Source organism: Paenibacillus sp. p3-SID867 (genome assembly GCF_025142895.1).
GTDB lineage: Bacteria > Bacillota > Bacilli > Paenibacillales > Paenibacillaceae > Paenibacillus_AQ.
Map to the genome: position 1 here is coordinate 221,305 of NZ_JAMBDM010000011.1, position 21,616 is coordinate 242,920.

The window sequence follows — 21,616 nt, forward strand, 5'->3', positions numbered from 1 at the left end:
CCTACGTTACTTAACCTTATAGCTAAACTTAAACGACGTGGGTGTTAATTTCTTCACGAAGCTTGAGCATGATCTCGTCGAGCGGCTGGGCACCGATATCCCCTTCGCCGCGTTTGCGAACCGAAACCGCGCCCGCATTTTTCTCGTTCTCGCCAACGATGAACATGTAAGGAATCTTCTCGAGCTGCGCTTCCCGAATCTTGTATCCCAGCTTCTCGTTGCGAAGATCCGGCTCTACGGAGATACCGGCGAATTGAAGCTTCTCGGCCACTTCCTTGGCATAATCCTCAAAGGCATTGGAGACCGGAATGACTTTCACCTGTACCGGTGACAGCCACAGCGGCAGCGCACCCGCAAAATTCTCAAGCAAGAACGCAGTGAAGCGTTCCATCGTGCCCAGAATACCGCGGTGGATAACGACCGGACGATGCTTCTGGCCATCGTCGCCGACATATTCCAGCTCAAAGCGCTCAGGCAGCAGGAAGTCGAGCTGAACGGTTGACAGCGTCTCTTCCTTGCCTAGAGCCGTACGGATCTGAACGTCGAGCTTCGGACCGTAGAAGGCAGCTTCGCCTTCGGCCTCATAGAACGGCATATCCAGGCTTTCGACGACTTCGCGCAGCATGCGCTGGGACATTTCCCACATTTCATCATTCTGGAAATACTTCTCGGTATCCTGCGGATCCCGGTAAGAAAGACGGAAGCGATAGTCATGAATGCCAAAGTCCTTGTAGACCGTCATGATCAGCTGAATGACCCGTGCAAACTCTTCCTTGATCTGATCCGGACGGCAGAAAATATGCGAGTCGTTTAACGTCATCGCGCGCACCCGATGCAAGCCGGTCAGTGCACCGGACATTTCATAGCGGTGCTGCATGCCAAGCTCAGCAATACGGATCGGCAGATCCCGGTAGCTGTGCATATCGCTCTTATATACCATCATATGGTGAGGACAGTTCATCGGACGAAGAACAAGCTCCTCGTTGTCCATCTCCATTTTCGGGAACATATCTTCCTGATAGTGCTCCCAGTGACCGGAGGTTTTGTACAGCTCCACGTTTCCGAGCACAGGCGTGTACACGTGCTGGTACCCGAGGCGCTCTTCCATGTCCACGATATAACGCTCCAGGGTACGGCGCAATTTCGCGCCGTTTGGCAGCCAGATCGGCAGGCCTTGTCCTACAAGCTGAGAGAACGTAAACATTTGCAATTCCTTGCCCAGCTTACGATGGTCACGCTTCTTGGCTTCTTCCAGCAGATGAAGATGCTCATCGAGCTGCGCTTTTTTCACAAACGCCGTACCGTACACTCGCTGAAGCATTTTGTTCTTGCTGTCGCCGCGCCAGTATGCGCCCGCCACATTCATTAGCTTGAATACTTTGATCTTGCCGGTTGAAGGGACATGCGGTCCACGACAGAGATCAAAGAACTCGCCTTGCTCATAGATCGTAATAACGCTATCCTCAGGCAGGGCATTGATCAGTTCCAACTTGTACGGATCCCCAAGCTCGCCAAAGATGCGCAGCGCTTCCGCACGGCTTACTTCCTTGCGGACAATCGGAAGATTCTCGCCGATAATGCGTTCCATTTCCTTCTCGATCTTTTGCAGGTCCTCCGGATTCAAAGGCTCTTCCAGATCCATGTCATAGTAGAAGCCGTCCTCAATGACCGGACCCACGCCCAGCTTTACTTCTTTCGCTCCATACAAACGCTTGGTCGCTTGAGCCAGCAAATGCGCTGTACTATGACGCATCACTTCAAGCCCTTCGGGCGTATCCTGCGTTACGATCTCGATCAAAGCTCCGTCCTGAAGCGGTGTCGAAAGATCCACGACGATCCCGTCCATTTTTCCCGCGACCGCATTCTTTCTAAGTCCGCTGCTGATTGAAGCAGCCACATCCTCAATACTGCTGCCCGCATCATACTCCCGTACGGAGCCGTCAGGCAATTTAATGCTAATAGCCACCTTGTATTCCTCCCAAGAAAAAGAATTTCACGTTTCTTCCATATATGAAGGACGCGTTAGTCTCCCCGCGAAGACAGGCATGGACCGCTGAGGTGCCCGCCAAGACTTCAACGAAAGATACCGGAACATGCAAAAAACACCCGTCCCGCGAAGGGACGAGTGTTATACCCGTGGTTCCACCCTAATTCGATCTCTTTCATCACCTTATGTACTGGGTACATAAACGATTAAGATCCTTCATCAGCATTGAGTAACGGTCATGAACCGGTGAAGCCTACTCATCCGCAATCATCATGACGTGCGGGTTCGACGACACAGCTACAAAGGGGTAAATCAATGGTGAACCGGAGGAAATTGCAGCCAAGGTTTCCTCTCTCTGAGCGGTCAAATCCAAAATTGATTCATGTCTTTGTCAGAGCTTTTACGTGAATTTATCAGTAATTATAATCCTGACCGCTTCGATGCGTCAAGTCATCATTCGTCCGCTTCCGAGAAGCGCGCTGCATTCGGGACAGCTGCAGCATACTTCGGCGCGGTTATCAAAGATATGGGCCAATGTCACGATGACGGGAAGCTCAGGCTGCCTCGTGTGGATAATCATGCGGGCCGGAGATACCGAAATCAGCGTACTGACCACCATATCTTCAATCTCCATATCCTGGTCAAGCCTCTCCATAACGAGTCCTTCATCCCGAGGGCGTTCAATCGGGCGAAGATTGCCATCCAGCAGCAGGAACTCTTCCTCCCCCTTATGAATGACATGAACCAGCGGCATTTTGGGCTCCTGAAAATAAACAAAATATTTCAGCAGGCTGACGAACTCCTCGTACTGCTGATCGAGCATAAATTCATCCACTGCATACTCCGCCATCTCGCGGAGCTCCTGTTCATAAGACTGAAGCCGGAAGGTTATAAACCCATCCAGATTAAGCTCAGGCGCCTCGTTCAGGCATTGATATATGCCTTCCGACAGCTTGCGTTTGCGGCTCTGCCAGAAGTCCCCGGACGGGCCTTCCTCTTTTTGCAGGAGCATCAAAAACCACTGCAGGATCCGCCCCGCTTCTTCCTCATCATCAAACTCGAATTCCGAGAACATTAACCGTGCAGCAATCTCCTGCTCTTTCTCTTCCATAATATAAGCAGTGACTGCTTCGGCAGTGAGCCGGCGCAGCGTGTCGGCCGATGCGGTCCATGAGGACAGCGGAAGCTTGCCGGAGCACGTCCAAATTACGCGGTCATCCGAAGCGCTGAATGTGAATTTCAGCTGCTTGCATTGTTTATGTAGCTCTTTCTGCTTGTCTGACAATATACGGTGAAACGCCTTTTTCTCGTCTTCCGTCCGTGTACCGACAGAAATGCTGAACAGTTCCATGGAATCACTCCTTTCGAGTTCCCTTTTCAGTATATGGGGACCCGCTCGGGGATATACGGAACTCCTGCTTGGAAAAACAAGCAAGTCCGGAAAATATCTAATCAACGGCCGCATCCTAAATATGTCCATCAACGCACATACTCTCTGATGTAAATTAAAAAGGCGGACCGAGTTGCTCGGCCCGCCTTGCGGATCTACATGAAGTATAGAATTAGTTCTGCATAACGAAGTCACGCTCAACGGTGCTGTTATCTTCGAACACGCGCAGAATATCATACCGGGTGTTGCGTTGAGCCGGGATGTTGCCGGTCTCCCGGATCAATTGAATTATCGATTCAATATTGACCTTATAGACGGCTCCTGCGGAAGAAACCACGTTCTCCTCCATCATCGTGCTGCCAAAGTCATTGCAGCCGTAGCTGAGTGACAGCTTGCCGATTTCAGGTCCCATCGTTACCCAGGAGGATTGCAGATTCGGAACGTTATCGATCGCCAAGCGACCAATGGCTACCGTCTTCAAGTACGCCTCCGGCGTTTCGCGCTCGCGCTTAAGGTTCGTATTGTCCGGCTGGAACGTAAATGGAATGAAGGCCAGGAAGCCTTTGGAATCATATCCGTTCTGAATGCATTCATCCTGAGCATCACGTACGCGAAGCATATGTAACGCACGCTCTTCCATCGTTTCACCCAGACCGATCACCATGGTAGCCGTCGTGTTCATGCCGACTTTATGGGCCGTCTGCATGACATCCATCCACTGGCGCCATGTGCCTTTCAGACGACTGACCTTTTTGCGGATACGATCATCCAAAATCTCGGCCCCGCCGCCAGGCAATGAGTCCAGACCCGCGCTGTGAAGCTCGCGCATCACCTCTTCGAGCGTAAGCCCGGAGATCTCCACCATTTTCATAATTTCCGCCGGGGAGAAGGAATGCATCGTGATGTTAGGAAACCGCTTCTTAATGTTGCGAAGCAGGTCGGTATAATAATTGAAAGGCAAATCCGGATTGACGCCGCCCTGCATCAGAATTTCAGTACCGTTCACATCCTCGGTTTCCTGAATCTTCTGGAAGATTGTTTCATCGGGCAGTACATAGCCCTCGGAAGAGCCGGGTCTGCGATAAAAAGCGCAAAAACGGCAGAATACATCACATATGTTTGTGTAATTGATATTCCGGCCGATAACAAATGTCGTGATAGGATCCGGATGCAGACGCTTTGTCATCACATCCGCCGCATGACCAATTTTCTCAATCTCATCACTTTCAAAAAGCGTTACGGTATCTTCCAGGTTCAAACGCTCACCGCGTAAAGCTTTATCCAATATACGGTTTACCGCACTCATTCTTGCAGCCTCCCTACTTAGAGCAAAATAACAAATCACCAGCAAAACTTTTTCTATCTCATCCTACCACAATCCGGCATTAAAAACGACATCCCGTCCGTGACAGGATGCCGAATTCTATGATTTGGCAAATCTTTAAATAACGTTCCTTGCTTCGCGCAAATCTTTAGTAACTGGCAGCAAAAGCCCGATCCAGATCAGCAATCAGATCGTCCACATCCTCGAGTCCGACCGAGAAACGGAGCAAGCCATCCGTAATTCCGCGTTCATGCCGAACCCTCTCGCCCATGGCCGCATGCGACATCATTGTCGGATACGACAGGATGCTCTCCACGGCTCCCAGGCTGACCGCGACCAGCGGCAGCTTCACATGGTTCAGCACCTGCTTGGCGCGTTCGCCTGAGCCGACGTCAAAGGAGATGACCGCGCCATAACCACTCGATTGCTTCTCATGGACTTCACGTCCCGGATGATTCAAGAGGCCAGGGTAGTACACTTGCTCAATGTCGCTTCTCCCTTGCAGCCATGCCGCCAGCTTGGCCGCGCTTTGCTCGGAGTGGGCCATACGTGTGCTGAGTGTTTTCATTCCGCGCATAAGGAGCCAGGAATCCTGGACCCCAAGGACCGTGCCCAAACCATTTTGCAGCTGCTTCAGTTGGTCTCCCAGCTCCTCGGTTCTGGCTACCGCGAGACCTGCCAGCACATCGCTGTGCCCGCCAAGGAATTTGGTCGCGCTATGGATCACGATATCCACGCCGAATTCAATCGGACGCTGGTAAAACGGCGTCATGAACGTATTATCCAGCAGGGTAAGCAGGCCTTGCTCCTTCGCCCAATCCGTCACCGCACCAATGTCGGTAATTTTCAGGGTCGGGTTTGAAGGAGTTTCCATATAGACGGCTTTCGTATTCGGTTTGAGGGCCGCCTTCACCTGATCCAGATCGGTCATGTCCACGAAGGTGCTCTCGATGCCCATACGGCATAAAATGCTGGTCAGCAAGCGGTAGGTTCCGCCGTACACATCCTCCGTCACGATCATATGATCCCCCGCACTGAGCAGCATGAACGAGCTGGAGATCGCTGCCATACCGGAAGCATAAGCGAAACCGCGTACGCCTCCCTCCAAAAGGGCGATATAATCCTCCAGCGCCTGCCGAGTCGGATTGCCGGAACGGCTGTAATCGTGTTGCGGCGGGTTAAAGATATCTTCATGGTGAAACGTCGAGGCTTGATAGATCGGAACGCTCGAGGCGCCGGTTGCCCGGTCGATTTCCCCGCCGAAATGCAATAGTTTTGTCTCGAAACGCAGTTCTTCCTCGTGTCCCCGTTTAGCAGCTAACTGCTTGGTTTGCGTTTCCAATCCGGATGGACCTTTATCGATGCTCATTCTCCCGTGCTCCCTTCCACTTCAGCCATGGCCGCGCTCAGTGCAGCATCCAAATCCGCGATCAAGTCATCCGCATGCTCGATGCCGACCGAGAACCGGAGCAAACGGTCATCCACGCCGATTGCTTCCCGAATCTCAAGCGGGATGTCCGCATGGGTCTGAACGGCAGGGTATGTCATCAGGGACTCAACGCCCCCCAGGCTTTCAGCGAACGCAATCAGCTTAATGTGCCGCAGCACGGGCTCCACATAACGGGCGTCCTTCACCTTGAAGGAGAAGATGCCCGTGTTGCCGCTGGATTGACGATTCTGGATGTCATGTCCCGGATGGTCCGGCAGGGCAGGATAATACACCTCGCCGATCGCCGGGTGAGTTGTCAAAAACGTTGCCACTGCGGTTGCATTCGTCTCGTGCCGATCCATGCGCAGCGCAAGCGTCTTCATTCCTCTCATCAGCTGATAGGAATCCGTCGGGCTTAACACCGCGCCGATGGAGTTATGAAGGAAAGCCATCTCCTCCGATAGTTCCTTGCCCTTCGTTACGATGATCCCCGCCAGCACATCGTTATGTCCTCCCAAATACTTGGTGGCGCTATGTATAACGATATCCGCCCCAAGCTCGATGGGTCTTTGGAAATACGGAGTAAGCAGCGTATTATCCACGATGCTGATCAGTTGATGATGCCTTGCCCACGTACAGACGGCTTCGATATCCGTAATCATCATCAGCGGATTGGTGGGCGTTTCGATAAATACAGCCTTCGTGTTGGGCCTTCTTGCCCCTTCCAGCGCATCCCGGTCATTCGTGTCCACGTACGTAGCCGTAACGCCGAACTTGGACATAATCCGCTCCAGCAGCCTATACGTCCCACCATACAGATCCAGCGATACAATCAGATGATCCCCTTGACCGAACAAAGCAAAAATCGTCTGAAGGGCTGCCATGCCCGAGCTGCAAGCAAAGCCGGCATCGCCGGATTCCAGCTCGGCGCAGGCGTCCTCCAGTACCGACCGGGTCGGATTTTTCGTACGGGCGTAGTCAAACCCCGTGCTCTGGCCTAATTTGGGATGGCGGTATGCCGTAGCCTGATAAATCGGAAAATTCACGGCTCCGGTTACCGGTTCTTGCACCGAGCCGATCTGTGCCAGCCGGCTCTCTATATTAAAAGGTTTCTTCTCCATCACAAACTCTCCTCCCGTATACGGCTATATTTGCGGACCAATATCGTATGGCGTTTCCTGATATACATAGTAATTGAGCCAATTAGTAAATAATAAGTTTGCATGCGCCCGCCATATGGATGGAGGCGTCCTTGTTGGATCATTATTCGGATAATAGTTGCGCGGCAGTTCGATATCCATGCCCTTGGCAACGTCCCGGTCATACTCCCACTTCAGAGAGTCCGCATCATACTCGGAATGCCCTGTGGCAAAAATCTGCTTTCCATCCCGGCTTGATACCAAATAAATGCCTGCTTCCTCGGATTCGGACAGGATGACCAAATCGTCAATGCCTGTAATGTCTTCGCGCCGAACTTCCGTATGGCGGGAATGCGGAACAAAGAACATTTCGTCAAATCCGCGGAGCAGCTTGGTACATGTTTCATTGATCGTATGTGGAAATACGCCGAAGCATTTTTCCTCAAGGCTGTATTTCGGCACGCCGTAATGATAATAAAGTCCGGCTTGCGATGCCCAGCAGATATGGAGCGTGGAGGTTACATGCGTCTTGGTCCATTCAAAAATTTCAGTAAGCTCATCCCAGTAATTCACTTCTTCAAACTCCAACTGCTCGACCGGAGCGCCTGTAATGATCATGCCGTCAAAACGACGGTTCTTCACTTCTTCAAAGGTTTTGTAAAATGATTTCAGATGCTCAGCCGACGTATTCTTCGAAACGTGCGAACTCGGGTGAAGAAGGACAACATCCACCTGGAGCGGGGAGTTACCGATCAATCGCAGCAGTTGGGTCTCCGTCGTTTCCTTGGTTGGCATCAGGTTCAAAATAGCGATCCGCAATGGGCGGATATCCTGATGAAATGCGTGACTCTCATCCATGACAAAAATGTTTTCTCCAGCCAGAACTTCCTTTGCCGGCAAGGCATCCGGAATTTTAATCGGCATCGTGGCTCACTCCTTCGAAATATGAAATGATACATCCATAAAAAAGCTGTGAGAAAGAGCGTTAGACTGTATAAACGCAAGAAGACCTTTCTCGAAGTAGAGAAAGGTCATCATATACGTATCACAATGCGCCTCTCTCATCTGTCAGACTATACAACGGCTTCAAAGAAGCGTCGTATCTCCTGCAAGAATTAGCACCGTGCGATGTTGCCGCCGGTTGCCGGGTTTCATAGGGCTAGTCCCTCCACCTGCTCTTGATAAGATTTCGCTTTATTCAGTTGTCTTAAATTGTTCGTAATTGATACTTACTTTAAATCATTCCCAATTTTTCGTCAAGAACCTTTTCATAAAGTCCGTCACACTTCACCGAAGGTTTCCATACCCTGTACAAATGGCCCTTGGCTGCACCGGATTTCAACTTGAAAGGTCCTACACCCGGCGTTATACTAGACAAGTGCTGTTTAAAACCGAGTATGAAAGAGGTGACATGGAAGATGGACGGTGACCCGAGCCAGAAACTGGATGCACAAGACGCACAACCGCATAGGATTAAGATCAGCTTACCGGCAGAGGGCGGCGTTATTTTTCATGCGCTTTTTATCGTATTCTAACCTTCCTTGATTATGCCCGTATACCGGTGGGCTGATATCCTGTGCCTTTACTGCTTAACCAAGCAGCTTGTATTTGACAAAGGAGTGATATCAGATGAAAATCCGGTTGGTCGATTCGGGCGTATTTACCCCTGTTGATGACATCGAAATGACGCTGACACCTCCGGCCAGCGGCTTCTACTGGCTGGATGCGGACGTGGATGATTTAGCCGAACTGCAGCCCCTCTTCTCCCTGCATGATCTTGCGGTTGAGGATTGCCTCAGCGAAGAGGAGCAGCGTCCCAAAATTGAAATATACGAGAACCACTATTTTATCGTCGTGAACAGCATCCGGTTTGACGACGAAGAGATTTTCCTTCGGGCATTGAATGTTTTCCTGGGCAGACATTTTATTATTACGGTGACCAAGCAAAAGATCCACGAGCTTCGCACCGTTAAACCGCTTCTCTGGGAGGATGAAGTCAGCACGCCTGACCGCTTCCTCTATCTCTTGATCGACCTTGTGACGGACAACTATTTCTCCGTCGGGGACCGCATCGAGGCGCGGATTGAAAAGCTGGAGGAAGACATTCTGATGCATACCAAAAAATCCCACCTCAGCGAGATCATCGGTCTGCGAAGCGAGATTCTTTGGTTGAAAAAGGTGCTTGGACCGCAGAAGGAAGTTATCAATACACTTAACAAAAAAGATCTCCGGCTGATCGATGACCAGCTGCAAAAATATTTCAGCGATATCTATGAAAATGCCGTGAAAATTTCCGAAACCTTCGAAACTTATCGAGATCTCATGGGGAACCTACGAGAGGCTTACCAATCCAGTATCGCCAATCGGGCCAATGAAATCATGCGCGTGTTTACCGCCATTACAACGATCTTCATTCCACTGACGCTGATTACGGGCATTTACGGCATGAACTTTGACAATATGCCTGAGCTTCACTGGGAATATTCTTATTATGTAGTTATAGGCGTCATGATTTCTGCCGGTGCTCTCATGTTTTATCTGTTCCGTAAGAAAGACTGGATATGAATACTCGAAACCATCAGGACGGATCTCCCTGCCGCAAGGGAATCCGTCCTGTTTCATTACCTGGAATTAGCCTGCGTTCGCTTTACCAGGTTCTTGCCGCCGGAAGCGTATCCTGATCAGGCGCAGCCGCTCATACAGCTCCTCCGTTCCGCCAATCTCTTCTACCTCTCCATTGTGAGCTTGTCCTTCTCCATATACCCGTTGTAATACGGGTTTAAGAAATGTATCGCCCAGCTCCTCAAAAGCCTTCCATACCGTCGCCTGCTCGGTAGCCGTCATCGTATTCAGCTCAACCTCCAGCAGCTGCTCCGTATCATAACCTTCCTTCTCAAGACCTTCCAATTCCTCAACCAAATCTCGACGAGTTAACGAAGTGCGTTCTTCCAGCTCGGTCAGCGAAGCTCCCTCGGCTATGCCAAGCAGCATCGTACGGCGAATTCGGAAGCGGTCCAGCTCTTGCTTGTATCGCTGCTCCTTCTGCTTATACAGCCAGGACAAGAACACCTCTTCCTGCAGCTGCTTATCAACCCAATCCAGTGGAAAGGTTGTGGTTCGCTCGATTTTCGTCGTGATCTCCAGCCACTCCGCCCCATGCTCTGAAGACTTGCTGATCCCGATTCCCGGAAGCTGCAGCAGCTCTTCCTCATTCTGGGGGATGAAGGCGCTAATCATGCGCAGCACCCGATTGCTGGCAATGAAATAAGGTGCTTTTCTTCCGGAGGCCGCCTTTCTTCTGCGCCAGGCACACAGCTCCGTGTACAGCTCCTCCGAGCCATACAGCTCACTGTAGCACTGCAGCTTCTGCACACCAAGATTCTTTCCTCCAGTCTCTCCCGGTTCGTGGAATACCCCCTCCACAAGCGGCCGGAACCCCTCTCCAAGCTTCTTCGCTAATTGATGTCGGTACACGCATAATAACTCATTCCACGAACTTCCTTCATACCACTCATCATCGGATACTTCGCCGTCCGGTTCCATGTTCCGCCAACCGAGCCGCCATCCTCCCTCTTCCTCACCGATCCAGACTTGAGCAGAACGGAGGTGACCTGACTCATCCGCTCCGCTCATCTGATTCATGAATACAATTTGCATCCCTCGAATACCTCCCGTTTACGCATTCAGCACAACGATGGAACAACGCAAAAAAGCACCTCTCCTCCGCCGCAGCGACAAAGAAAGGTGCTTCCCGTTCCATACGTTATACTGTTGAATTCATAATACCATAATCTGTAATAGAATGAAACCCATTTTTGCTCACTCTATATAAGAATAGAAGTTAAGCTTGACCGCTCTTGGCCTCATCTACTGCCAGCTTGGCCAACGCCAATGCACCGCAGAGACCCGCATTATCGCCGAGCATCGGCGGAACGATGAATTGATCAATCCCGTCATGAAGGCTTGGATGCTGTACATATCCGGCCAGCAGCTCCTGAAGCTTCGTGCGGATCAGCGGGAACAGCTGCTCCTGCTTCATAACGCCTCCGCCCATCACGATTCGCTGAGGGGACAGAATGAGGACATAATTCATCAGCGCTTGTGCCAGATAATAAGCCTCCATCTCCCAAGCCGGATGATCCGGCGTCAATTCCACACCGGGAACTCCCCAACGTTTGCCAAGAGACGGTCCGGCTGCAAGCCCCTCCAGACAGTCTGCATGATAAGGACAGGTCCCTTCATATTGGTCTTCCGGATGGCGGCGCACATAAATATGCCCCATCTCCGGATGAGACAATCCGTGGATCAATTCACCAGCTACCACGGCGCCTGCTCCTACTCCCGTTCCGATGGTGATATACAGACAGCTATCCAGTCCCTGGGCAGCGCCCCATGTATATTCTCCAAGAGCTGCTCCGTTTACATCGGTATCAAACCCAATCGGAACATTAAAACGCTCTTCCAAAGCTTTGACAATATTGTAATTGCTCCAATGCGGCTTCGGTGTCGTTGTAATGCAGCCATAAGTCGGGCTGCCCTTCACCGGATCAATCGGCCCGAAAGAACCGACTCCGATCGACTCTATATCCTTATCAGCAAAAAAGTTAAAGACATTTGCCATGGTTTCTTCAGGGGTTGTTGTCGGGAAGCTCACTCGCTCCACAACCGTACCATCCTCCTTACCCACGCCGCAAACGAACTTGGTTCCTCCTGCTTCAATTGCTCCAAGTAAACTCATGCTTCTTCCATCCTCTCCACGATGTGCTGTGCCTTGTTCTCTATATAGTTGCTAACAAGCTCTATTCGAAGCATATGTAAACATGGTGCTCCCGTCAAGTCTGCCCGCCTCTTTCTCTGCTTCTGCCCGTTCCTGACGCGGCCAGTAACAGCCATGAGAACAAAATAATGACCGCCGTCCACGCCCACGCCAGCCCGCTTTCGCCATTGCTTACCGCAACGTAAATCGCCGTGGGCAGCGTTTGCGTAACGCCCGGTATATTGCCTGCAACCATCCAGGTTGCCCCAAATTCCCCTAAACCTCTGGCAAAGGCCAGTATGAACGCCGAAATTCCCGCCCTGCGAACAAGCGGCAGCGTAATCCAGCGAAGGACCTGCCATTCGCCGGCCCCGGCCGATCGCGCCGAATCCTCAAGCTCCGGGTCCACAGACTCAAAGCCCACCCGCATGCTCTGATACACCAGCGGAAACGAGACCACAATAGCCGCTATGACCGCGGCTCCCCAACTAAAAATGATGGGTCTGGCAAACAGCCATTCAGCAGCTGAACCTATCCAGCTGTTTCTGCCCAGCATGACAAGCAGAAGAAAGCCAACCACCGTAGGCGGAAGCACGAGCGGAAGCATCAGCAGCGTTTCTACCGCCGTCTTGCCGACAAACGAGCGCCGGGACATCCAGCGCGCTGCTGCTGATCCCAGTATAAATGCTATGATGCTGGACAGCAGTGATGTTTTTATCGACAGCCATACCGGCATCCAGAACATTTCGGTCGTGGTCACGGCGACGCCTCCGCTACCTCAAATCCAGCCTCCGCGAAGATATCCCTGATCTCGGGCCTCCGCATAAATTCAAGAAGCGCCTCAGCCTCCTGCGGATGCTTGGCATTACCGGGAACCGCTGCAGGATATTCGATTGGTTGGTGCTTGTCCGGATCGACCTCAAGCGCAAGCATTGCCTTGGTGGAACTCTTCAGATCGGTTTTGTACACAAAACCGGCGTCCGCATTCCCCGACTCTACATAAGCCAGAACCTGCGTCACGTCCTTGGCATACACCGCCTTGGATTCCACATCATCCCAAAGGCCTTCATTCTGAAGAGCCTCCTTGGCATATTCTCCGGCCGGTACCGTATCCGGCTGCCCGATAGCCAGAACGCGCATCTCGGGTTTTAATAGATCCCGTAATTGCTTCACGTTCTGTTTGCCGACAGGCTCAATCAGCACCAATGCATTTCGAAACATCAACTGAACCGCATCGGATTGCACGATCCCCTTCTCGACCAATCGATCCATCGGCTCCGTTGCCGCGGATATAAACAAGTCTACGGGGGCCCCTTGCTCAAGCTGTTGTCCAAGAGAGCCCGAACCGCCGAAATTATAACGCAGCGTAACATTCGGAAACTCCGCTTCAAATCGTCGTCCGGTCTCTTCCAGGCTGGATTTGAGGCTTGCTGCTGCCGAAACCATAACTTCCACCTTCTTCTCGGCCCCCGAGGGCTGTTTAGAGGTATCGGTTGAAGGAGTCTGGTCGGAGGCGCATGCCGATACAAGAAGCAGCAATGCCCCGAGCAGTAATCCGGTCCAGATTGATTTTCTTCCGAAATTAAACCGTCTCCGCATGACTAGGAAACCACCGCCACCCCAATAAGATGACCGAGGCTCTTCATCTCAAGCTCCTCCAGTTTGGTTAATGCACGTTCGTGATCCACGCTTAAGCGGCACAGATCCAATTCGCACTCCATGGGAACCTCGCAATGGATTTCGGCCAAAGCCCGGGACAGATGCAGCATTTCCAGATCTGCCTCGATCTTGGTGCGGACCCCTTTGGTCAGTGAATCAAGATTCGCAAGAATGCCTTCCACCGATTCATACTCCTGAATCAACTTGACTGCCGTTTTCTCGCCAATCCCGCGTACGCCCGGATAATTATCGCTCGTATCTCCCATCAGGCCTTTCACATCGATAACCTGTCTTGGAGAAAGTCCTTTTTCCGCGTACAAGGTTTCCGGGGTATAGTGCATATAATTGCCGTGTCCCTTTTTCATAATAATAACGGAAGTCGAATCGTTTACGAGCTGAAGCAGATCGTGGTCCCCCGACAGGATCTTTACATTCATGCTGTCCCCGTACCGTCTGGCCAGCGTGCCGATGCAATCATCGGCCTCATAGCCCACGACGCCCAGGTTCGGAATTCCCAGACATTCCGTCACATCGCGCACCAACGAAAACTGCGGAACCAGATCATCCGGGGCTTCCGGACGATTGCCTTTATACGACGCGAACTGCTCTGTTCGAAATGTTTTTGATCCCATATCCCAGCAGCACGCCACATGGGTAGGCTGAAATTTATCGATAGCATCCCACATATACCGCAGGAAGCCGTAAATCGCGTTGGTCGGCACTCCCGCTTTGGTTCGACGGATATAGCCGCTTGACGCGGTTGCATAATAAGCACGAAATAATAAAGCCATCCCGTCTACAAGCATTAAGGATGGTTGTTGATTGGGTATCACAGTCATGATCGCTCCTAACTTTAACTTCTCTGATATTACCTTAAATATACCTTGTCATTATACCATATCCCTATATAGACTTGGGCTTGTCATAAGGTATTTCTTTGAATTTCCTATCATTGGCTGTTCATAAGAAAAACGTCTATCGACGTACTTTCTCAGTAGACAGACCGCATTTAGCGGAAGTTTTTCTTGCGAGATAAGGATGCTAAGCCTCGGATGTTTATACTTTCTTATCTCTTAAGAAAAACGTCTATCGACGTACTTTCTCAGTAGACAGACCGCATTTAGCGGAAGCTTTTCTTACGAGGATGCTAAGCCTCGGGTGTTTATACTTTCTTATCTCTTAAAACAAAAGAACATCCCGGCGGTCGAAAGACCTTGGGATGCTCTACCTTCTTCAGCAGGAGAATGTGTACATGCCGGATCCATTCTACTTCTGCCATGACTCCTGATATTGTTCCGCTTTAAAGCCGACGGTCACTTTACTGCCGTCCGTCACGATCGGACGCTTAATTAATCTCCCGTTGGACGACAACAGTTCGATTTTCTCTTCATCGGAGAGCCCAGACAGCTTGTCCTTCAGATTCATTTCCTTGTAGACCTCGCCGCTCGTATTGAAAAATTTCTTAAGCTCCAGACCGCTCTTGGCGATAAGGTCGGCTAGTTCTTCCTTCTGTGGCGGTTGTTCAAAAATATTTTGAAGTTCCAGCTCATGTCCTTCGTTCTGCAGCCATTTGACCGCGTTGCGGCATGTTCCGCATTTCGGATATTGATATACTTTCAGTTTGCTCATTCGATACGTTCTCCTTCTAGTGTTGTTTTGAACCTACTTAAGTCGCCTCATCCGCGAGCATGTTTCTCAGTGCGTTCATATCCTCAGGAAGCGGGGCTGTGAATGTCATCGTGCTCCCCTCAATCGGGTGAATCAGCGTCAGGCTTGCTGCATGCAGCGCCTGCCGGCCCATATAGCGGTCCAGCCTCATGATCGTTGCAGCTTCCAGATCTGCTGGACCGGCGGCCAAGTCCGAAGCCGCCCCGTCTGATCGTAACTCCCGATCGCTGTAAACCGGATGCCTGTACATCTGATCTCCAATCAATGGACAACCGATGCTAAGCATATGCACCCGAATTTGATGGGTACGGCCCGTTTCCAGCTTTAATTCGACCAAGGATGCGGAAGGGTAAGCTTCGCATACCTTATATCGCGTAAGCGAAGGGTATCCTTCGGGAGTTACGATGCGGCGGTGGGGGTCTAACGGGTCCCGATCAATCGGACCGTCAATATCGCCTGAGGGGAAAGCAGGCTTGCCATGAACAAATGCTACATACCTCTTGTCAACGGTGCCGGCTATCATTTGTTCGGAAACATGCTGGTGAATATATGCATTCTTCGCAATCACCAACACGCCGGAAGTCTCCTGGTCCAGCCTGTGAACCGCTCTGAACCGGTATTTCCAGCCCTTCTCCTGCCAATAGTGAACGACGCCGTTCGCCAGCGTGTCCGTATAATGCCCGTGCGTCGGATGGACAATGATCCCCGCCGGCTTGTTCAGCACAAGCAGATGTTCATCCTCGTACAGAATATGAAGATTCATCGGCTGGGGCAGCATATCGTCTGATCGTTCCTGCTCCATCCGGATTTCGATCAGATCTCCGGCATGCACGTAAACGCTAATGTATACACGGGCCCCGTTCAGCATGATGCCCTGCTCAGTCAACTTGAGGCGCGACAGCAGCTTACGGGATACCCCCATCCGTTTTTGCAAAATGGTCTTAAGTTGCATGCCGTCTTCCTGTGGGGACACGACATAACTGATAGGCGGATAATACAAACTCATGAATTACCGAAACACCTTTCCGCTTCGCTCATATTCGACATCCGGAATCCCGGCGTGCACATTGGCTGCCCGTGCAGTCACGAAGAAATAGTCGGACAAACGGTTCAAATAGCGGCGGACCTCCGGATTGATTTCCGTGGTTCGCTGCAGCGAAACGGTCAACCTCTCGGCGCGACGGCATACGGTCCGACATACATGAAGCAGCGAAGACAACGCGCTTCCGCCTGGCAAGATGAAACGCTCAAGCGGAGGGTTCTTCTCCTCGAAAGCATCCAGCCATACCTCCAGATTGTCCACAAGCTCGGCGCTTACCTTGAGTTTATCCTCTCGAGGTCTCGCATAGGCCAGATCCGAGCCGCAATCGAACAGTTCATGCTGGATTCGAACGAGCTGAAGATGAAGTTCCTCAAAGTCGGCTTCCTTGGCCAAAAACACGGCCTGACCGACAAAGCTGTTCAATTCGTCAATTGTGCCATACGCTTCTATCCGCGGGTCATCCTTGGGCACACGACCGCCAATAATTGAAGTTTCCCCTGCATCTCCCGTTCTTGTATATACCTTCATCACATTATCCTCCATTTCATCGTCCGATCCTTATCCATAAACACCATATATCTTAAGATTATAGAATTTATAGTTTCAGCGAAGCTTAGCAATTCTATAATCTCAAGAAAAACTTCCTTTAACCGCGGTCTGTCTTCTGAGAAAGTACGTCGATAGACGTTTTTCTTATTATGCTCAACTATAGCATATTTTCGAATCAGGGTCCCTCTACGCCGGAATAAGCCCAGGCCCATCATGATTCCGGGATGTTTTTTTTCATCAGAGGGAATCTTTAGACGCAAACAAGGCTGATCCGTAAGGCATCTAGCCCCAGGAACAGCCTTGTAATATTCAATCAGATCGTATTTTATAGTTTCTTTTTGGGATGGGCCTTCATATATTCGTTAATCTTCAAGTCCAGCAAACTGCTGATCTCGATGACAATCTCCGACGTGAAGGACTGCTCTTCCAAAAAAATTTGTTCCATCTTTCGGCGAAGCATATGAATTTCGTCTTCCAAGGTAATTTCCTGAGGAGTGGATTTGGCTGATTTAATTGACCATTTACCGTGATTATTGTCTTCAGCCGTATAGTCACCACGGTAGTTTGACAATTCATAATCACAAAACACTGGTGATCCCTCCTTGGAAAGTAAAATTCTGCCCCCAAAATAAAATTATAACATATATTTTGCCAATGGAAAGTGATTTTTTTGTTAATTCAAGGAAAAAGTTCAACGATTTCCTTGCCTACTTTATTTTTTCCACAAAATTACCCATTCTCTCCAAGGCCTCATTCAGTTGGGCAATGGATGTAGCATATGAGCAGCGAATGAATCCTTCCCCGCCAAGGCCGAATGCGGTGCCCGGTACGGCAGCCACTTTCGCCTCGGTCAGCAAGCGCTGGGCAAATTCATCCGAGCCGAGTCCCGTTCGCTTGATGCTTGGGAACGCGTAGAACGCTCCCTGTGGCTCGTGGCAATCCAAACCGATCTCGCGCAGCCCTTGAACCACGAGTCTGCGCCGCTGGTTATAGGATTCAACCATTCGGTCCTTTTCCCCCATGCCGTTACGCAATGCTTCGAGCGCGGCGACTTGCCCCATTGCGGGTGCACACATAACCGTATACTGGTGGATTTTCAGCATGGCGCCGATCAGATCCGAATGAGCACACACATACCCCATACGCCAACCTGTCATAGCAAATGCCTTCGAGAAGCCGCTCACCAGAATGGTGCGGTCCATCATGCCTGGCATCGAGGCAAAGCTGACGTGCTTTCCTTCATATGTGAGCTCAGCATAGATTTCATCGGAGATCACAATCAGATCGTGTTTTTCCACTACTTCCGCAATGGGCAGCCAATCCTCATAGGTCATGATTGCTCCTGTTGGATTGCTTGGGTAACACAGGATCAGAATCTTCGATTTGGGGGTGATTTGCGCTTCGAGCGCCTCGGCCGTCAGTTTGAAATGATGCTCTGCCGTCGTTTCAATACCAACAGGCACCCCGCCACCGATTGAAGCAATCGGCGAGTAAGAAATGTAACACGGCTCGGGGATCAGAATTTCATCTCCGGGAACAATCAAGGCACGCAGCGCCAGATCAATCGCTTCACTGCCGCCTACGGTTACGATCATTTCATTGGCAGGATTATAGGTCACGTGGAAACTGTCGTTCAAATATTCCGCGATCGCCTCCCGCAGTTCCGGCATACCGGCATTGGACGTATATCCTGTAAACCCGCGCTCCAATGAATATACGCAGGCTTCTCGTACATGCCACGGCGTTACGAAATCAGGCTCACCGACACCAAGTGTGATAATATCTTTATTTCCACTGACGAGATCAAAAAACTTACGGATTCCAGAGGGTTGAATGTCCCTGACCCTGGGCGCCAAATAGGAGCTCATCGATTTCCTGTTATTTTCTGCAAGCTGCTGTTCGTTCACAATCATAGCACACGCTTCCTTTACGGCGAGATCAGGAGACGATTGTCTTCTTGACGTTCTTCAAAGATAATCCCGTCTTGTTTATATTTTTTCAAAATAAAATTCGTTTTGGTCGATAGTACAGAATCGATAGGTGACAGTTTCTCCGAAACAAAGTTGGCCACCTCACGCAAGTTTCCGCCTTCCACTTCAACAAGCAAGTCGTAGGCGCCAGACATAAGATAGACCGACTTCACCTGCGGGAATAAATAAATCCGTTCCGCAATTCCTTCAAAGCCTCTTCCGCGCTCAGGTGTAATTTGAACCTCGATCAGCGCCGTAACCTTCTCGTCTTCCACCTTGCCCCAGTTGACTACGGTCGCATACTTAACAATGACGTGATCTCGTTCAAGCTCCGCAATGGAGGTCTTTACTTCTTCCTCATCTACACCGAGTAGAGTAGAGAGCAGAGCCGGCGATCTTCTCGCGTCTTCTTTCAGCAGATCAAGCACCTTTAGTTTCAATTCGCTAAGCTCTTCCATATACGTATCCTCCAGCACTTATTCCGAATAACCGTTCTTATAGCATGATATATCGGAACAGAGATTAATACTTATATTACAATAACTTACACGGGATGTGCAAAAAAAAATACCGATGCATGCCGGCAGCAATGGCTGCGGGGGTCATCGGCTCATAGATTGAGTTAACCATGGGATCATTGGGTTACATTATTAGAAGCAGGCGCTACATTGGTGGCATGCGGCGCTACATTCGGGTGATGCGCGAACGCGCCCATGCCGGAAGTTTTTTGATTAATGATTTCCCGAGTTTTTTGCAGCGACTGCTGCGCTTGCTTATGCTGCTTGTCCACATCGTATTTCAATGCATGCCGAGGCGCGGTATACATGTTCTGCTGCTTCATCATATTAAAAAACTCGCCTTGCAGTCTCAGTGTATCCGCAGTCAAATCTGTAAACATTTGGCGCACCTCAGGGCAAGAGGCTTCCGTCGTGGCTGTCGTATACTCTCGAACGGCACGTTTCAGCTCTCCCAGAATAGGGCTAAGCATATCCTCTTCGGGCAGGTATGAAGATCCATTAGGGGTTACCATAAGTCGTTCCTCCTTAACAATTTTGCTTCCTGGTCTATACATCTCCTCTTATTGAGGCTGCGTCGGCGCGATATTGCTGTGAATTTGCAGAGCGTTAACCAAGGTGTCCAGATGCTGCTCATGGCGTTTTACGAATCCCAGCAGCGCCTGCTGGATGGCTGGATTCTGACTGGCTGCTGCTGTCGCGGCACAATGCTTGGCCAGCATGGTTTCGTTGGAGATGCAATCCGCAATATAGTCCAGTTCTTTTGAGGTTAGAGGCTGTAATTGCTGATTAGGTGTCATCTTCGTGTTTGTTCCCCTTTCCATTTAGGTTGCACAGGAGCTAGTATGCCACCTATATAAAAATCTATGTCGTGAGATGTCATTAAAAACGAAAGGAACGTCCAAACTAATAACGATGTGACAATGAGGGGGTGAGGGACATTTTACTGACCGGCGGAATAACGCCCTGGAAATATTTAAACACTGAACCTGTAAAAAAATACCCCGGTCTATCCGAACAGCTCAGCTGTGATGTGCTCATAGTCGGCGGCGGTATAAGCGGCGCGCTGATGGCCTACGTGCTGACCATGCAAGGCGTGGACACCGTCCTACTGGAGAAAAAACGAGTGTGCGAAGGCAGCACATCCGCCAATTCGGGGCTGTTGCAATTTTCTAACGACTGCCCTCTATCTGATCTGATCCAACAATTTGGTGAACAACGGGCTTCCTCCTTCTACATGATGTGCAGACATGCGGTACGCCGGATCACCGAAATCGCAAATCATCTGTCCAGGGATACCGGCCTGATCACGCGAAGCAGCCTCTACTATGCCAGTACCCCTCAAGATGTCGGCATGATTCGGCATGAGTATGACCTGCTCAAACGGAAGGGCTTCGATGTGGAATACTGGGGCCGCGAGCATGTGAAGGCTAACTTCCCGTTCTCAAAAGAAGCGGCCATCTATGCCCGCGGCGATGCCGAAGTCGATCCCTACCGTTTCGGGCATAATCTTCTCCAGGATGCCTGCGAGCATGGGCTGCGAGTTTACGAAAATAGCGGAGTGAAGGAAACCCGGTATACACACAGCGATGTCACCGTCTTAACCGATCAAGGAAGCGTTCTGGCCAGGAACATCATCTGGGCCACCGGGTATAGCACCCAAGAATGGAAGCCTGATTATCAAGCGGAGCTGCTCAATACCTATGCCATCCTGACGGAGCCGGTATCCGATCTGTCTTCATGGTATGAGCGCGCATTCATATGGGAAACAAATCGCCCTTATCTCTATTTCCGGACAACGCCGGATCAGCGAATCATAGCCGGAGGGCTGGATGAGCCGCTGCCTCCTTCTGGCAAACCAGAGGAGTACGCTGAACCAAGAAGCCGGAGATTGTTAAATGAAATTCATCAGTTGTTCCCCCATATGACGGATTTGAAGATCGCTTGCAGTTGGGCCGGCGTATTTGCCACAACCAAAGACGGCATCCCGCTGATCGGCAGGCACCCGAAATATCCGCACAGCTACTTTATCGAGGTGTATGGCGGAAACGGGACCGTATACAGCATGATTGCTGCGGATCTGCTGGGCGAGACGATAGCAGGACGTGAGCCCGAAGAACTGAAATGGTTCTCCCTGACACGGCCAATGGACCTTAAGATGTCATAAAATAATAGAAGGTATCTCCAA

21 protein-coding genes and 1 riboswitch are annotated in these 21,616 nt (G+C 50.7%); of the genes, 2 read left to right on the forward strand and 19 right to left on the reverse strand.

Going from position 1 to position 21,616, the window contains the following annotated elements:
- Positions 1–28: 28 nt before the first annotated feature.
- From thrS to metA, 6 genes are all read right to left on the reverse strand, one after another.
- Positions 29–1,966, reverse strand: coding sequence for a threonine--tRNA ligase (gene thrS, locus M4D81_RS22860; RefSeq protein ID WP_260068148.1), 1,938 nt, complete (start codon positions 1,964–1,966; stop codon positions 29–31).
- Between the two features lie 466 nt (positions 1,967–2,432).
- Complete coding sequence (locus M4D81_RS22865; RefSeq protein ID WP_071222713.1) at positions 2,433–3,338, reverse strand: putative sporulation protein YtxC; 906 nt, start codon at positions 3,336–3,338, stop codon at positions 2,433–2,435.
- 211 nt (positions 3,339–3,549) lie between these two features.
- Positions 3,550–4,683, reverse strand: a complete 1,134-nt coding sequence (gene mqnC / locus M4D81_RS22870) for a cyclic dehypoxanthinyl futalosine synthase (RefSeq protein WP_015737124.1) — start codon at positions 4,681–4,683, stop codon at positions 3,550–3,552.
- Between the two features lie 166 nt (positions 4,684–4,849).
- Entirely contained in the window at positions 4,850–6,070 is a 1,221-nt protein-coding gene (locus tag M4D81_RS22875) for an aminotransferase class I/II-fold pyridoxal phosphate-dependent enzyme (protein WP_260068149.1), read from the reverse strand.
- A complete protein-coding gene (locus M4D81_RS22880; protein WP_260068150.1) occupies positions 6,067–7,251 on the reverse strand; it encodes a PLP-dependent transferase in 1,185 nt (394 codons plus the stop codon). Before M4D81_RS22880 ends, M4D81_RS22875 begins: the two co-directional genes overlap by 4 nt.
- A gap of 24 nt (positions 7,252–7,275) precedes the next feature.
- On the reverse strand, positions 7,276–8,193 hold the full coding sequence (metA, locus tag M4D81_RS22885; RefSeq protein ID WP_071222710.1) for a homoserine O-acetyltransferase MetA: 918 nt from the start codon (positions 8,191–8,193) through the stop codon (positions 7,276–7,278).
- Positions 8,194–8,327: 134 nt separating this feature from the next.
- Positions 8,328–8,457, reverse strand: a riboswitch (SAM riboswitch).
- 441 nt (positions 8,458–8,898) lie between these two features.
- Between metA and corA the strand changes: the two genes are divergently transcribed.
- Positions 8,899–9,834, forward strand: a complete 936-nt coding sequence (corA, locus tag M4D81_RS22890; RefSeq protein ID WP_113057622.1) for a magnesium/cobalt transporter CorA — start codon at positions 8,899–8,901, stop codon at positions 9,832–9,834.
- A gap of 66 nt (positions 9,835–9,900) precedes the next feature.
- On the opposite strand, the gene M4D81_RS22895 is transcribed toward corA, so the two are convergent.
- From M4D81_RS22895 to M4D81_RS22955, 13 genes are all read right to left on the reverse strand, one after another.
- On the reverse strand, positions 9,901–10,926 hold the full coding sequence (locus tag M4D81_RS22895) for an HRDC domain-containing protein (RefSeq protein ID WP_071222706.1): 1,026 nt from the start codon (positions 10,924–10,926) through the stop codon (positions 9,901–9,903).
- 184 nt (positions 10,927–11,110) lie between these two features.
- A complete protein-coding gene (locus tag M4D81_RS22900; protein WP_260068151.1) occupies positions 11,111–12,007 on the reverse strand; it encodes an ROK family protein in 897 nt (298 codons plus the stop codon).
- A gap of 94 nt (positions 12,008–12,101) precedes the next feature.
- A complete protein-coding gene (gene modB, locus M4D81_RS22905; protein WP_260068152.1) occupies positions 12,102–12,785 on the reverse strand; it encodes a molybdate ABC transporter permease subunit in 684 nt (227 codons plus the stop codon).
- Complete coding sequence (gene modA, locus M4D81_RS22910; RefSeq protein WP_260068153.1) at positions 12,782–13,624, reverse strand: molybdate ABC transporter substrate-binding protein; 843 nt, start codon at positions 13,622–13,624, stop codon at positions 12,782–12,784. The genes modB and modA overlap by 4 nt, the downstream gene beginning before the upstream one ends.
- A gap of 2 nt (positions 13,625–13,626) precedes the next feature.
- Complete coding sequence (locus tag M4D81_RS22915) at positions 13,627–14,523, reverse strand: 5'-3' exonuclease (RefSeq protein WP_260068154.1); 897 nt, start codon at positions 14,521–14,523, stop codon at positions 13,627–13,629.
- Positions 14,524–14,950: 427 nt separating this feature from the next.
- Positions 14,951–15,313: an arsenate reductase family protein gene (locus M4D81_RS22920; RefSeq protein ID WP_260068155.1), complete on the reverse strand. Its 363-nt coding sequence runs from the start codon at positions 15,311–15,313 to the stop codon at positions 14,951–14,953.
- 37 nt (positions 15,314–15,350) lie between these two features.
- Entirely contained in the window at positions 15,351–16,358 is a 1,008-nt protein-coding gene (locus M4D81_RS22925; protein WP_260068156.1) for an RluA family pseudouridine synthase, read from the reverse strand.
- Positions 16,359–16,361: 3 nt separating this feature from the next.
- Positions 16,362–16,922 carry a cob(I)yrinic acid a,c-diamide adenosyltransferase gene (locus tag M4D81_RS22930; protein WP_071222697.1) on the reverse strand — a complete coding sequence of 187 codons (561 nt, stop codon included), beginning with the start codon at positions 16,920–16,922 and terminating at the stop codon, positions 16,362–16,364.
- A gap of 346 nt (positions 16,923–17,268) precedes the next feature.
- Positions 17,269–17,532: an aspartyl-phosphate phosphatase Spo0E family protein gene (locus tag M4D81_RS22935; protein WP_009590300.1), complete on the reverse strand. Its 264-nt coding sequence runs from the start codon at positions 17,530–17,532 to the stop codon at positions 17,269–17,271.
- A gap of 118 nt (positions 17,533–17,650) precedes the next feature.
- Entirely contained in the window at positions 17,651–18,856 is a 1,206-nt protein-coding gene (locus tag M4D81_RS22940; protein WP_071222694.1) for an aminotransferase class I/II-fold pyridoxal phosphate-dependent enzyme, read from the reverse strand.
- Between the two features lie 14 nt (positions 18,857–18,870).
- Positions 18,871–19,371, reverse strand: coding sequence for an Lrp/AsnC family transcriptional regulator (locus M4D81_RS22945; protein ID WP_071222693.1), 501 nt, complete (start codon positions 19,369–19,371; stop codon positions 18,871–18,873).
- Positions 19,372–19,547: 176 nt separating this feature from the next.
- Positions 19,548–19,943, reverse strand: coding sequence for a spore coat protein (locus tag M4D81_RS22950; protein WP_260068157.1), 396 nt, complete (start codon positions 19,941–19,943; stop codon positions 19,548–19,550).
- A gap of 48 nt (positions 19,944–19,991) precedes the next feature.
- Positions 19,992–20,228 carry a hypothetical protein gene (locus tag M4D81_RS22955; RefSeq protein ID WP_071222691.1) on the reverse strand — a complete coding sequence of 79 codons (237 nt, stop codon included), beginning with the start codon at positions 20,226–20,228 and terminating at the stop codon, positions 19,992–19,994.
- A 131-nt stretch (positions 20,229–20,359) separates the two neighbouring features.
- Between M4D81_RS22955 and M4D81_RS22960 the strand changes: the two genes are divergently transcribed.
- Positions 20,360–21,595, forward strand: a complete 1,236-nt coding sequence (locus M4D81_RS22960) for an NAD(P)/FAD-dependent oxidoreductase (RefSeq protein WP_260068158.1) — start codon at positions 20,360–20,362, stop codon at positions 21,593–21,595.
- Positions 21,596–21,616 lie beyond the last annotated feature (21 nt).